Source organism: Marseilla massiliensis (assembly GCF_016899855.1).
Taxonomy (GTDB): Bacteria; Bacteroidota; Bacteroidia; order Bacteroidales; family Bacteroidaceae; genus Prevotella.
The window spans coordinates 20,548-34,585 of record NZ_JACJJG010000025.1 but is presented as its reverse complement, the minus strand read 5'-3'; the positions used below and the strand labels follow the sequence as shown (position 1 = coordinate 34,585).

Annotated in this window: 10 protein-coding genes; all 10 read right to left on the bottom strand. The window is 48.3% G+C overall.

Features of this window, described 5'->3' with window-relative positions; genetic code table 11:
• Positions 1 to 208 precede the first annotated feature (208 nt).
• The 10 genes from H6A34_RS06595 to H6A34_RS06550 all read right to left on the bottom strand — a co-directional run bounded on the left by H6A34_RS06595 (position 209) and on the right by H6A34_RS06550 (position 14,009).
• On the bottom strand, positions 209 to 775 hold the full coding sequence (locus H6A34_RS06595) for a hypothetical protein (protein WP_021948021.1): 567 nt from the start codon (positions 773 to 775) through the stop codon (positions 209 to 211).
• Positions 776 to 809: 34 nt separating this feature from the next.
• Entirely contained in the window at positions 810 to 2,426 is a 1,617-nt protein-coding gene (locus H6A34_RS06590; RefSeq protein WP_205104300.1) for a leucine-rich repeat protein, read from the bottom strand.
• A 51-nt stretch (positions 2,427 to 2,477) separates the two neighbouring features.
• Positions 2,478 to 3,545, bottom strand: coding sequence for a hypothetical protein (locus tag H6A34_RS06585; protein ID WP_205104299.1), 1,068 nt, complete (start codon positions 3,543 to 3,545; stop codon positions 2,478 to 2,480).
• On the bottom strand, positions 3,545 to 4,588 hold the full coding sequence (locus H6A34_RS06580) for a hypothetical protein (protein ID WP_205104298.1): 1,044 nt from the start codon (positions 4,586 to 4,588) through the stop codon (positions 3,545 to 3,547). The genes H6A34_RS06585 and H6A34_RS06580 overlap by 1 nt, the downstream gene beginning before the upstream one ends.
• 1 nt (position 4,589) lies before the next feature.
• Positions 4,590 to 5,483 carry a fimbrillin family protein gene (locus H6A34_RS06575; RefSeq protein ID WP_205104296.1) on the bottom strand — a complete coding sequence of 298 codons (894 nt, stop codon included), beginning with the start codon at positions 5,481 to 5,483 and terminating at the stop codon, positions 4,590 to 4,592.
• Between the two features lie 130 nt (positions 5,484 to 5,613).
• Positions 5,614 to 9,084 carry a leucine-rich repeat protein gene (locus H6A34_RS06570; RefSeq protein WP_205104294.1) on the bottom strand — a complete coding sequence of 1,157 codons (3,471 nt, stop codon included), beginning with the start codon at positions 9,082 to 9,084 and terminating at the stop codon, positions 5,614 to 5,616.
• A 97-nt stretch (positions 9,085 to 9,181) separates the two neighbouring features.
• A complete protein-coding gene (locus tag H6A34_RS06565) occupies positions 9,182 to 10,111 on the bottom strand; it encodes a fimbrillin family protein (protein ID WP_205104292.1) in 930 nt (309 codons plus the stop codon).
• Positions 10,112 to 10,564: 453 nt separating this feature from the next.
• On the bottom strand, positions 10,565 to 11,647 hold the full coding sequence (gene phnW / locus H6A34_RS06560) for a 2-aminoethylphosphonate--pyruvate transaminase (RefSeq protein ID WP_205104290.1): 1,083 nt from the start codon (positions 11,645 to 11,647) through the stop codon (positions 10,565 to 10,567).
• Between the two features lie 179 nt (positions 11,648 to 11,826).
• The gene (gene phnX, locus H6A34_RS06555; protein WP_205104288.1) at positions 11,827 to 12,615 is read right to left on the bottom strand and encodes a phosphonoacetaldehyde hydrolase; all 789 of its coding nucleotides are present in this window, start codon (positions 12,613 to 12,615) and stop codon (positions 11,827 to 11,829) included.
• Between the two features lie 14 nt (positions 12,616 to 12,629).
• On the bottom strand, positions 12,630 to 14,009 hold the full coding sequence (locus H6A34_RS06550; protein ID WP_239480786.1) for a DUF5690 family protein: 1,380 nt from the start codon (positions 14,007 to 14,009) through the stop codon (positions 12,630 to 12,632).
• Positions 14,010 to 14,038 lie beyond the last annotated feature (29 nt).

Here is a 14,038-nt window from a genome sequence, read left to right as displayed (position 1 = left end):
ATCCTCTGTGTATTCGGATGAGTCCATATAGATTGATTTAAAAGTGAAGAATGAAGAGTGAAAAGTGGAGAATCCATTACTTGAACAAGCTGTCATTGTTGTTTGTTTTCACTCTTCACTTCTTAAGAGTAAAGGTATTATAGCGGTTAAGGAATTAAGACAAAGGCCTTGTTTACATATGGATTCTTCACTTTTAACTTTTCACCCTTCATTTTATCCGGTTGATTATCGTCAGTCCTCCGTTGCGTCCCGCCACGAATGGGGGCGTGCGTTGGCCGTTCCGCTCGATGTAGGGTAAGTACAGAGGCTGTCCCTTGATGAAGCAGCCCGTCATGAATACGTCGCCAGGCTGCATTTTGCTGTTGGCTGATTCGGTCACCTTGTACAGGCTGTTGCCCAAGTAGTCGAGGTGTACCAGGCGGTTTGGGCTCCAGCCTATCTCCACCGATGAGCCGGCGTGCAGCTCGTTGCTTATCAGTTGGTTGGCGCTGAAGAATGACGAGTTATACCTTGTACTGGTCTTCAGCCACGCTACGAAAGCCGCGAAGTTGTCGTGCCCTATGCACTGGGCAAGCACGTCAAGCGTGAACGTGCGCGGCTTATGCTTGTCGCTGACGTAGCCCCAGATACGTTTTAGCGTAGACGGCGATACGCGTGTGCCAGTCTTTCTGCCGGCGTACAACGAGAATTCCTCGAAGTCTGTGGTTGTGCCCAGCACCTTGCCGTATTGTTGTTCTACAAGAGTTTTCAGTTCTTCTATTTCTGCGGAGTTCATGTGTATATGTTGTTGTGTGGTTTTACTTCTACGCCTATTGTTCTGTTATGTTTTTGAATTGTCCCCAGTCGGCGTCGTATCTGTATGCCGTCTTGCGGCCTGCGGGTACGTGCAGTACGCATGTCGAGAACATGTCGGAGGCAGAATTGGTGAAAGCCTCCGGATTACACACCGGTGGGTATTTCGCGTCTATGTACATATCGAGCAGCGGACAGCCGTCAAATGCGTAGTCGGAGATGAGTTCTGTTGCGCTGCCCAGCCTTATAGTTTTAAGTTGCGAACAGTTCTGGAACGTGCCGGTAGGAATCAGCCGGAGTTTGTCGGGCATGTCCACTTCCTCCACCTTGCTGCCGTAGAATACGGCTTGTCCTATTTCCGTGAGGTTGTCGGGTAGCGTGAAATGTGTTATGTTGCAGTCCCTGAAAGCGTAATCGCCAATTTCTGTAACCGTTGAAGGTAGTGTATAGTCGCCGTCTTTGCCGATGGGGAACCATGTGAGCTGCTGTCCGTCGGCAGAGAACAGCACTCCTTCCACGCTCGTGTAATTTATGTTTGCCGCGGAAACGTTTATCTCCATGAGCGACATACAGCCTGACGACGGCGTCACGCTTGATACGGACGCGGGAATCGTAAGCTGCTTTAAGGATGTACAGTTGCTGAAAGCCTCATTCTCTATCGCCGTCGTATTGTCGGGAAGGACTATGTTTGTAAGGTCCGTACAGTCGGCAAACATCCCGTAACTTATGACGTTGTTTTCTGTATAGCGTGACGAACCGTAGCTGCCACCACCTTCTACAATGCTTGCATCGGCCAGGTTGACGTCTGTAAGTTGTCCTGGTGTTGTGTCTCCGTTGATGTCTCTTCCCATCATCTCTCTCAGGCAGCGTATGTCGTCACCGTTGATTTGCCCGTCTATCGACAGCGTAGAGTATTCGTAAATGTCGTCACCTACCAGTTCGTCCAGTTCACCTGCTTCTTGTAAAATTATGGCATTACTTGTCTTGAACTGCAGCGGTTCACCTTTTGTCTCGCCTTCCTTGTTTGAGGCGAAGGCAGTGAATTCGTATTCGGTGTTTTGCTCCAATCCGCCAAGGCGCATTCTGTAAGTGCTGTTAGTGTCGTTGGACGTTGTTTCCATCTTTGTTGTCTCGCCTGTTGATGTATTCGTTACGTAACATCCGGTTTCGGTAATATCTTCTCCACCGTCGTCCGTTATTTCGTAGCTTACTATTGCGCTGGTTGGTCCGTGGCTCAATATTGTCAGTGCGCTCAATACAGGCCTGTTGCTGTGTTGCGTCGTGAATGTCATGGTATTGCTGTATATCGTAACCCTACCGTTTGTCCCTGTAAGGCAGTAATTATAAAGAGTGCCCGGTGTCAAGCCTGAAATGCGTATTGATACGTTGTTGTCAGAGTCGGCTGTTGCTGCCGTTTCATTATTCATGTCTTCCGTTTCACCATATATGAAATGCAATTCAGGCATTGGGGTGTTTCCTTTAAGAACCACTGTTCCGGCCAATGTCGCTTCCGTTCGTGTTATATCAGTTGCCTCGGCGACCGAAAGTAGTGGCTCGATATTGCCAGGAACAATCTCGTCGCTGCATGCGGTTAACATGATGGCCGTGATTATTAGTATTGGATTATATTTCATGTGGGTGAAAAATTCGTCAGGTAATATATACCCCTTTCATGTTTCTGGGGCTTATCTTATTTTTATTCCGACGCCGATGCAGCCTTGCCACATTTTGCCGGCGATAGTCATCGCTGACGCGGAAATGCTTATTTTCGCGAATGATACCATCAGACCTATTTCTCCTGCCACCCCTTTGTGGCTAAGGTCTTTGTTGAAAGCATAACCACCGCCTTCGCTGTCGGCAAGTTGCCACGTAGTGTTGCTTTTGCCGTAACCGACCCCTTCAAAAAGACAAAGCGTGCGCCATATCTTGTGTATGGCGCCTGCTGTTACCGCCCAATTGGAGTGGCGGGTCTCCCCTGTGTAGTAAGGTATTGTGCCTCTATCGGTGATATATCCGGCTTCATCGCATGTCATACGGGTGTCACCAGTTGATTTGAAGTCGGTTGTTGCGTGCACGAATATACCATGACGTCGCATAATGGCAACCATAAGGCCCCATGACGGACCGTTTTCGTATAGAGAGGCAGTGAAGAGTGTATGTATTGCTAATGGTAATCGAGGTTTTGTTTTCTTTACGGCAACGGTATCGATGATTGTTTTGGTCAATATTATTGTGTCACGTTCAAGTACGGTTGACGGTTCAGGCTCGCTTATTGCCATCTCGTATGTTACGTGGCTTTCAAGAGGGTACGGTAATCTGTAGTTTCTCAGTACGCCCCATTGGGGGTGCTTGATTGTTATTTGTCTCGTGCCCCGTGGCATGTAAAGCCAAATCTCGCCAACTTTGTCTTTACGTTTGACTATTCCCAATGGTGACGAAAAAGCAAAATCATGTGAAGCAACGACTTTTACCAAAGCGCAAGCCTCGTCGTTTAAATCTTTCACAGGAGTTATAAAAGCGCTTACATCGTTAGGTAAAACCTTGAAACCAGCTACTTTAAACCTGACGGTTACCGAGTCGTTAGGAGGAATAACGTTGTTTTCCTCATTCCCGTTTAGTGCGCTTGGCATACAAATGCCGTTGCTACCTGGATTATTACTTGCGGCAATAGGAGCTTTACCTATTGTCATGAACAGTAGTAAAAGCGGCAGCAGTATGCGTTTATAATATATGTCGGAGCTTTTTAGTGCCATTATTCCAAGTTAAAGTCACCAATGTTAATAACTTCGTTCCCGTCTGTTATGCTTTGTGCCGGTTGCCATGTCCTTACGTGGATGCGTGGCATTGATTCGTCACGAAAATCCCAAAGAAGGAAAATCCATCCGTCATCAGCATATTTGTCACTTTTGTATTTCTGCCTGAGGCTTACTCCGTATATCCCGTCCATTGTCGGGTGGCGCATTATGCTGAAGCCCGAAAATCTCACGTCTATCTTTTTGTTTGCAGCAAAAGCCTTTGACAGGCGCTCTATGTATTCTTTCTTCGTTCTGATGTTGTATGTAACTTGTTGTTTTGACATGTACTTGTTTTCTACATCAGGCGTCGTCTTGACAACGTTTCCCACAATTATTAAAGCGTTCTCGCTGAATAATTGTTTCAGGAAGTCAATGTCCTTCGTTGTGTATGCCATGCGGAAATGCTCGCAGTAATTAAGTATTATTCGGCGTCTTTCAGCATCATTCACGGCTAATTTCCCTGACAGAATCTTGTTTGCTTCCTTGTAAAAAGGATTTCCGCTAACTATTTTTTTCAGCTGGCTGTCGGTCAGGCCGTAATGCGTTTGGTTTTTCATGCTTTTGTTTTCGGCCGTACTTGATACAGCTTCAGGTTGTGCCCCTTTGCCTTGTTGGGAGATTATGATACGTCCCTTATCCGTGTCACGGCTTGGTGATGGCCTGTCATCGTTGATGAATGTCACTACTCCGTATCGGTCGATATAGCCTTTACGTCCAGTTTCTTTCTCCAAGAAACGTAGCCGGCCGTTTCTGAACCTTACATCAATGATGCAATTGCGCACTGGAATATTAAACAGCTTGTTACCTTTCTCGTCTTTTATAATGTATGCTGTTTTCCCTTGTTTGTCAACAAGTACGACAAGTTCGCGGTCTTCGTATATACCGAATCTTATGTTTTGGTAGTTTTCCGGTACGTCAATATCAGGCCGTAGCCATAAGACGGCAGCCATGCTTCCAAGTATGATTGCCAACACGGACAATACATATATTGTTGTTTTCATGCTATTGCCAGTCTTGTATCTCTCCTCCAATATCGATTTTTACTTGATCCGGATTGTCTGATATGACGAAGTTCACCAGATGTTCTGTTCCTGGCTTGAAGTTGAAAGTGCTTTCGTACATATACGAAACACCTTTCATTATGACTTCAATCAGCGGCATTCTGTTTTCTATACGTTGTGGAACGACTATTGCCGAGAACATGTAGTCAGCATCTTGTTTTGCCTCTATGGTGGTACGGGTTCCCCTTGAATATCGTGTTGCAACTCCTGCTTCAAGGTCTATTGTTGCTGTAGGAACTGTGCTGTGAATATACACTTTGGCATTTGTCGGCATTTCCCCTTCAAAGTCTTCCCCCTTAATCAGCCTTATGGTGATTTTGCTCATTATGTGCCTGAACGTCAGTGGAACAGGAGTGCTTGACGCACTTAGCCCATCGGCTTTGGCGTATAGGAAGTCACTTGCCTCGTATCCGTCAATCCCGTCGATACCGCTTGCTGATTGTTGATCGGTATTTACGCTGAAAGGCATGTCGCCGATGGATGTTATCGGTGATATGTAAGGGTAATAGGCATAAGCGTTGTATGTGCCTTCATCCCAATAGATGGTGCGTCCAGCCGTCCAGTTCCCGTTGTTACAGGTAAGAGCCTCGTTGTTTACAAGGTTGCCGCCTATTTCCAAAGGTGCATCAGTCTTGGCAACAAATAGTCCTATCTTGTCTCCATTCTCAAAATCAGTGTCGGTTACCCTTGTCCTTTGTGCAGGATGGGTTACGGCAAAAGTCATCGGTGTAGACTTTGCGTCTGTCGGTATTTCAGGCTTATCTTCCTGTGAACAGGCCGACAATCCTATTATTGTTAACGCATAAACAGCGCAGGTTATTATATTATTTTTCATCTTTTTCTTTCTTTGTCTATAATAAGTTATGGTGCCTGTAGCGTGGCGGATAAGCCGGTTATGCCGTGTTTGTGTGTTCAAGACACTGCCGGCTTATCCTTGCTGAGAGTATTTAATACTGCTAAAGACATTATTTGCGCCTGCTCTTCCTGCCTTTCAATGGACTGCCTTTATGTATTTTAGGAGGCATTTGGTATTTGTTTAAAGTGCCTCCGTTGACACTTGAACTTCTTGTTACAGTTCCGGCGTCGCGCCTGTCGTTGGCAACGAACTCTTCATATGAGTATGTCTCGCCAGCGTAACGCTTTATGCGCTTAACGATACTTTCACGGCTTATCGTGCTGTAGTATGGTATGTTGTTGTTCATGCATGAGTTCTGTTCCGAGCGGAATACTCCTCGGTTGTGCATGAATCCGCCTTCGAAAATGTCAACGATGTCACTGTATCTGTTGTCGAATATAAGATGGCTCCATGGAACCTCGTGCATCTTGCCCGTAAGTGATAAGTTTTCGTACCATCCAAGGTTTTTTGCATTATTAAACTCGTCTGTATGCCCACAACATAAGCAGTTACAGAAATCTATGAACGCATTGTGGTAAATGTACTCGTCGCCGAGCTTGCCGAACCCATGGCCACCCGCTTCGTGTTGGATGACTCCTCGTGAGTCAAGCGGGTAGCCATACGTGCTGAGGGGACAGAAGGCTATTGCCGAGCCGTCTTCCCACATTTGTGTAATACCTCCGTAATCCGTGCTGTTTGGCACGATGATGATTAAAGTCTGTTTTAGGTTGTCTTGTGTAACGGTTGGAGCGTTCAGTGCGTAGTTGAAAATTTCGTCATAGTCAGCTGTTAGGCCTACGCCGCCTGTGTAAGTTGTGTTGAAACGATTGTAACGGATGGTATTGACTGTGCCCACGCCCGTCTCGGTCGACAGGGGAAAGGCTGTATATACGTTGAAGTAGTCGCGGTAAGTGGTGTAAGGCTCAATGCCGAAAAAGTATTCCACTTCCTGTTTTATATTGGTAAGGTAATCTCCGCTGGAAATGTCCTTTGCGTCATATCCGTCACCGAGTATTACGATGTTTATGCCTCCGTTGTTGCCTCTTGTCGCTTTTTGTAACGTAAGCCATTCGTTTTCTCCGTATTCGTAATCGTATTGATTTACGGTACAGGTATGTGTGTAATCCTCGTTCTTCAGCTTGAATACTATTTCGCCAGTACGGTCGCCCGAACCTTTAGCCATTGATTTGATAGTAAGCGTTACTTCTGTCTTGTTCCCGCCGCTGGTCTGCGACAGTTCGCACCAGTCGGGTTTGCTTGCCACTTCCCATTCACCCTCGGCATCGACAATTAAAGTCTGTTTGTGCTCTGTATTTATAGCGCAGGCTGTTGACGGGCGGCATACAAGTTCGTGGTGTGCGGCAATGCGTTTAAACTCGTTCCAGCCTGGCGCCGTTTGGTATTGCGCTACGGCTGATTCTGGTACCTCAAGCGTGAAATTGTCTTTTGCTACGCCGTTAAACGCTCCGCTTTCGACTCGTGCCGGCATTTCTCCTTTGCAAACGATAGAGCCAATGCCAAAGCAATTGTTGAATGCCCCACTGCGGATATTCTCGATACCGGCTGGAATTACGATACCTTCAATGCCTGTACAGCCATCGAAAGCATTTGCCCCTATTGTAGACATGCTTTCAGGAAATTCAATCGTACCACTAATACGTGTATTTCCGACAAAAGCATTGTTGTTGATTGTAACCAATTCTTTAGGAAAGATTAAGTTTCCGGAAAAATTACAGCCGTCGAAAGCGGATATTCCAATGGTTGTCAGATCTTTGGGTAATATAAGGTTGCCCTTTAGGTTGGTATTTGCAAATGCAGTTGAACCAATTGCAATAATGCCGTCATGTAAAGTTAAGGTACCGTCAAATCCTGAACCTTGAAACGTTCCGTTTGATATATTTTTTATTTTTTGCGGTATACTGAGATTACCGGTGATGTCAGCACAATTTAGGAATGCATATTCGCCAATATACTCCAATTCGTGCGGTAAGACTAAATTACCGTAAAATGTTCCATTGTTAAAAGCATAATTTCCAATATATCTTAATTCATTAGGCAAAATAAGTTCACACGAGAATTTGCAGTTGCTAAAAGCAAAAGTTCCGATATACTCCAATGTACTTGGTAAGGATAGCGAACCGTCTAATGAATAACAACCATAAAATGCCTCTCTCGCAATCCTGGTTGTGCCTTCGGGTATAATTATGGAACCGGTTAAGTTGTCGCATTCACTGAATGCATCATAACCGATACCGGTCAACTTATCAGGAAGAACGATGCGTATCAATGACTTCTTGTATTGAAAGGCTAATGAAGGTATCATTCCTTCTATTTCTTCTTCAGAATCTTGGGTGTTGAAATAATTATAATAGTCATAATCGTTAAAACCGCCACTTACTGAAACTTCTTTCAGGTTCAGTGCTTGCAGGTTGTCCATAGAGTCACGCATGAAATAGAAGTCCTGGCTGTTTATGCGTCCTGTTATCTTCAGGTTTTTCACTTGCGTGTAGTCCTTGTTGGCCGCAATGATAGAGTCTTTCAGGTGTCCGGCGGTAGAATTTATGATGATATATTCCCGTGCGTCGGCGTCATGGCTGACAAGGTCGTTCTCCCAGGGCGTTATGCTTTCGCTGATTAGGGTTAAGGTGTATTGGCCGGTATTCTCTTTTTTGTCAACGCGGATTGTAAAGTTGTTCATCTTTCCTGCCACGTAGGTCAAGTCCTCGTTCTTTGTGAACTTATATGGTGTGCCGCCAACGGTTATGCTGAATAGCGTAGTGCCGGCCTGTACGGTTTGCGGGATTACTATCGCGCGCCATTCGTTGCCGTTGTTTGACGGCACCGTGGCCGTCTTTTCTATGCCTCCGGTAGGTGTCACGGTTCCGTCGGCAAGGTTGATGGTTGCCTCGCGCACGAGGTTGGCCACGAGAATGTTTTTCTCCGTCTGCGCCCATTCACCCGAGGCAAAGCCCGTTCCTTCGACAAGCGTTATTCGGGCATTGGCCATGCGGTGCTTCATCGGCAGGCGGATAACGTTTGTTGTGGGTGCCACGTTTTCCACTTTGCCCCATAGGAAGTCGCTGGCTTCATAGCCTCCCATAGCTCCTCCCTCGGATACGGTGCTCTGGTCACGCTCCACTGTGAACGGATAGGCATCTATACTCTCGGGCGAGCCGTAGGGGTAATAGCCGTATACGTCGATAGGTGTGTGCTTGTCTTTCCAGTAGATGTCGTAGGCCGAGTTCCATTTGTTGGCGCTTTCGTCGAAGGTGTGGCGCACGTTGTCGCCACGGTTGCCGCTTGGTAGCAGTGTGCCGGGCGTGTTGCCGTTGTAATCTACGATGTATACGCCAATTACGTCGCCGTCGCAGAATCCGCTGTCGTTCACTCGAGTTACTGCCAGTTGGTCAATCTCGCCTGACAGGTTGATTCGGTCTGTGCCGTGGCGGTTGCCGTCGTCATTGAACAGGTCGTCAGAGCAGCTTGTCAATAATGACAGGCTTGCGGCCATATATAATAATATGTGTCGGCTTATTTTCATGTTATTTTTTATTTATTGTCAACAAGTTGACGAGTTACAAGTTGACAACGAGATTTGCCTTGTTGCTTGCCTTCTTGTATCTCGTCTACTTAAGCTTTTATTCAGCCGTGCCTCCGTAATCGGTGCCGTCGTCTTCCCATTGGTCTATGGTAACGTTTACGCCATCGCTTGTCTTGCCCAGTGTCACTGTGAACCTATAGCGTTTCCCGCTTTCGAAGGTCATGCCTTTCTTGAGATTATATTCACGTCCGTCTGCCGTTACGGTCAGCAGATTGCCGTCAGCCACGCTTTGCGGCACTATCAGTGCCTTGTATCCGTCACCGCTTTTCATCGGCGTTATTGCCGTTGGCTCTCCCGTTGCGGCTACCGTGCCTGCGGCAAGGTCTATTGTAGCGTTAGTCTTGATTCCGTTAATGCGTACGTTGATGTCGGCCTCGGCAAGGCTTTCAGCCGTGAATCCGTTGCCTGGCGCAAGCTCAATGAGCATTTGGCTCATTGCGTGTCGTGCATCGATGATTACTGTGCTTTCCGTTGGGCTGACGTTTTTTTTCGAACCAATGATTACGTCGCCGGCCTTGTAGGCGGCCTCTGAGCTCTGGTCGGCGCTGACGTTGAAGGGCATTGCCTTTACGTCAGTCACCGTCGTCGTGTAAGGATAATATATATATAAGTCTGCGTTGGTCTTGTTGTCTGCCCAGTATATGGGCGTATCGGGTGTCCATGTACCGTCGTAGGTAAAGCGCATGTTGTCTACATGGTTGCCTGTGGGCTTCAGTGTCGCGGGCGTACCGTCAGAGTTGCGGTTTGCCACGTACAGTCCTATTTGGTCACCGGCTTCGAACGCGAGGTCGGTTACCCTGGTGTCTTCACGGTCGTTTACGGCCGTTCCTATGTGTATGGACAACCGTTCCTCCGCCGTTGGCGGGGTAGGGGTGTCTGGGGTGTCGGTCGCTCCGTCATTTCCTGACGAGCATGAGCACAATATAACGGTAGTCAATAGCAGTATCCATAACTTCTTCTTCTTCATAATCCGGTTGATATTAAGGCTGTTTTAGCGCTTTTGTCGTATCTGTCAGCTAAGTCAGAACGTCCTTTCGTATGGTAGTGCTTTTATTGTTTCCGCCGTCATGGAGTTACTGTTGCCATGCGGTTAACGGCTTTTTTTCTTTGCAAAGATATGTAAAATTAAGGAAAGTGGCAAGTTCATAATGGTTCATAACCGAAAATAATGGCTGTTAAAAACACCTATGGTGGGTATTTATATCATTTTTGTAGATTAAAATCTGTTGTGGCTGTTTGCGCCGGAGCCCCCGCCGTGTGTGCCCGGCTTTTATTCCCTTGATAGTCAGCGTGTTTACGAAAGGCCATCTTTTGCATTGTAAGAGGTGGCCTTTTACAATGCAAAAGGCCACCAATTGGAATCCAAAAGGCGCCCTTCCGCAAATAAGCCAAATCAATCTATAAAGGTTTTTTGTGAGAATTACATTTCACGTATGGTGTCTACAAGGCGACGGAAGTCGTCAGGGTGCACGTCGCCGATGTTGCCAATGCGGAACGTGTCGGCCTGTGATATCTTGCCGGGGTAGATTACAAAACCCTTGGCCTTGAGCTTCTGGTAGAACGTGTTGAAGTCGAAGTCGGCCGTCGGGTAGTAGAATGACGTGATGACCGGCGACTGCCACTCGTCGGGCAGCAACGTTCTGTAGCCCAGCGAGCGCATGCCTTCCACGAGCGTACGGTGGTTTTCGCGGTAGCGTGCGTAGCGTGCTGCTATTCCGCCTTCCTCTTTCAGTTCAGTAAGGGCCTGCATGAAGGCGCGCACTACGTGTGTAGGTGATGTGAAACGCCACTTGCCGTGTCCCTTCTCCATTGTCTCCCATTGGTCGTAAATGTCGAGCGATAGCGAGCGGGCTACGCCCTTGCACTGCTCGAGCAGCGAGCGGCGGGCGATGATGAAGCCGAAGCCGGGCACGCCCTGGATACACTTGTTGGCCGAGCTTATCATGAAGTCTATGCCGAGGGCGGCCATGTCGACGGGCACTCCGCCGAAACTGCTCATCGCGTCGACTATCAGTACTTTGCCGTGACGCTTCACTACGGCGGCTATCTCGGCAAGAGGATTCAGCACGCCGGTGGTCGTCTCGCAGTGTACAACGGATACATGGGTAACCTCGGGATGTGCCGTCAGGTATTCGTCGATGGTCTTCGGGTCAACGGCCTCGGTTTCCTCAAAACGCATTACGTGGCAGTTCAGCTTGTAATATTCGGCGATTGTGCCCATACGTTTGCCGTAAGCGCCGTTGGCGGCAACGAGCAGATGGTCGTCAGGACGTAACACGCTGCCAAGCGTAGCCTCTACGCAGAACGTGCCGCTGCCCTGCATCAGCACTGCTGTATATTCTTCGGGGCGGCTTGTGGCGAGGCCTACTAGCTCACGTCTTATAACTTCTACTATTCCTTCATTATAGTCCTTGTCCCATGTGCACCAGTCGCTCATCATGGCGCTCTTAACTGTTTCCGTCGTAGTAAGCGGTCCGGGGGTCAATAATAAATATGGTCTCATATTCTTATGTTTTGTTTTTATCGTTGTAGTTAAAGGAGTTAAAGTAGTTATCGCTCACTTCGTTCGCTAAGTAGTTAAAGTCATTACTTTTGCTGGTAATGTCTTTATACAGTGTAAAGGCTATTGACTTTAACTACTATAACTACTCTTAACTACTTTAACTACTTATAAATTATCTCTTAACACTTAATTGAATTTATGCTCTCTATCAGTAAGGGCAGCTCCGTTATGTCGTCGATTACGTAGTGGGCGCCGGCCGCGTACATCTTGTAGCGCACCGCCTTCATCCTTGCCTTCAGCTCGTCGGCAGGCATAGCCTTGACCTCTTCCTCTGTCAGCGCGAGTTCGTTGCTGCCGAGGATAACGCCAACGCTCCACGCGCCGGCATTCACACCCTCCTTAATGTCTGATATAGTGTCGCCCACTTTCACAACCGAGCGTGCGCAGTCAATGCCCATCTCGCACATGTTCTGGTATATCATGTAAGGTCTCGGACGGCCACCGGGCAGATTGTCGGACGTAACGCAGTTGTCGATAACGTACCCGCGCTTGGCTGCGGCAGGTATTACGACGTCCATCATCTCACGAGTGTATCCAGTGGTTGAGCCGACTTTCAGTCCGTCGGCACGCAGTTTGGCGATAGTATCAACAACACCCGTAATCGGTTCAGAGTAGTCCTCGAGCGTGGCGAACAGCTCTCCCTGGAACTTCTTGTAGCAAGCCTGCACGTCGTCCTCGTTCCAGTCGCGTCCGTATTTTGCCCGGAAGTCAGCCTGTACGTGGTCGATGGCGAACAGGGCGCGTACTTCCTCAATCTTGGTAAGTCCCATGTGGGCACGTGTCTCGGCAGCCGTAACAGGTGCGCCGATGGCTTTAAAACTCTCGACAAACGCCGCAACGGGAGCAAAACATCCGTAGTCTACTGCCGTGCCGGCCCAGTCCATAATGATACATTCAATCTTTTTCATATCTCTTGGTTTGTTTATGCTGTTGTAAGTTCTTTCTGTCTTGTGGCCGAAAGGTTGCCTTCCTGTGTTACGCTTCCGCTTTTCCGCTTAAGGCTGATTACCCTTACGCCCGTAATCTTGTAGTCTCTGTGGATGATATATATTATCGAGCAAACGAACGCTATGCAACAGATTATTCCGATATACACGCTCATGCTGTTGTAGAATGACGTCCAGTCGATGTGCGGGGCCTGGAATTCCTTGAACAGAAGCAGGGCGAGTGTGCCGAGATAACCTACGAAGTCAATTGTTATAATGAAGAATCCTACGTTGCCCTTGACCTTGAAGCAAGCTATGAAACGCTCGAAGAATATTGTCTGGAAACTGAGGTACGCGATGTCGATACACAGTGTCTGCAGGAAGAGCCACGCCGTTGTAGGCAGTCCGAGGGCAGCCCCTTCGGCGCCGAGAAAGGCTATCACGCCCATGCCTATTGCCGACATTATTAGTATCAGGCATAAAGACCTGAGATGGTTGCTTACCGCCGATAGCAACGCGAATGCCGCCAGGAGCACTAATGTGGCTATGGAATCGAGGTAGGCGAAGGCCCATGACGACACGGTACTTACGTCGATGATGCATACAATGAAGTCTTCCTTGATGTCACGCTGCACCGTCAGCAGGAGATTGGCGCCGAACAGCATGATTAGTAACGGCATGAACTTGACGAAAAGCTGCCAGCGCTGGTGGCCGTTGAGCGTCACACGCTTTGTGCGCGACGCAATGTCGGCTGCCGTCGGGGCGGGGAACTTGGTCATCATCCAGCCCATAAGGCACAGCAGTGGGAATGCGAACGCGCCGATGAGCGCGGGCATCCAGAATTCGCTTACGTGCAACTGGTTGAGCGCGTAAAGGCCAAGCGACTTGGCTACGCCAGAGCTCAACGCCATGCTTACGCCCATTATGCTGGCCAATATGTCGGTGGTGCGGCGCCCTTCGAGAAAACTGAAGATGACGCCCCACATACATCCGAGCGACAGGCCGTTGAAGAACAGGGCGAAGATGTTGTACGGTGCGGGCAGCAGACCGAACGCCAGAAGCGACGCTTCGGACAAGGCGGCCGAGCCGATGATGAACTTCAGGCGGTTGCCGGGCTTCAGCTCGGATATGAACTTTATGCCGAGCAGCTTGGCGCAGACGTAGCCTACGAGCTGGATAATGCTCACGATAATCTTGTAGTCCATCCCGGCAACTTCCAGTCCGTCAAACTCAGCCGCCGTGAACGGCTTGCGCAAGGCATAGACAAGCGAATAGGAGAGCAGCGCCGTGCCGCCGGCCCAAAGCACGAATATCCAGTCCGGCATGTTGCTCTTCAGCGTCCTTAACCTTTGCATGTTTAATATTCCTGTATTCATCGTTTACTGTTTTAACTTGTCTTTACGTC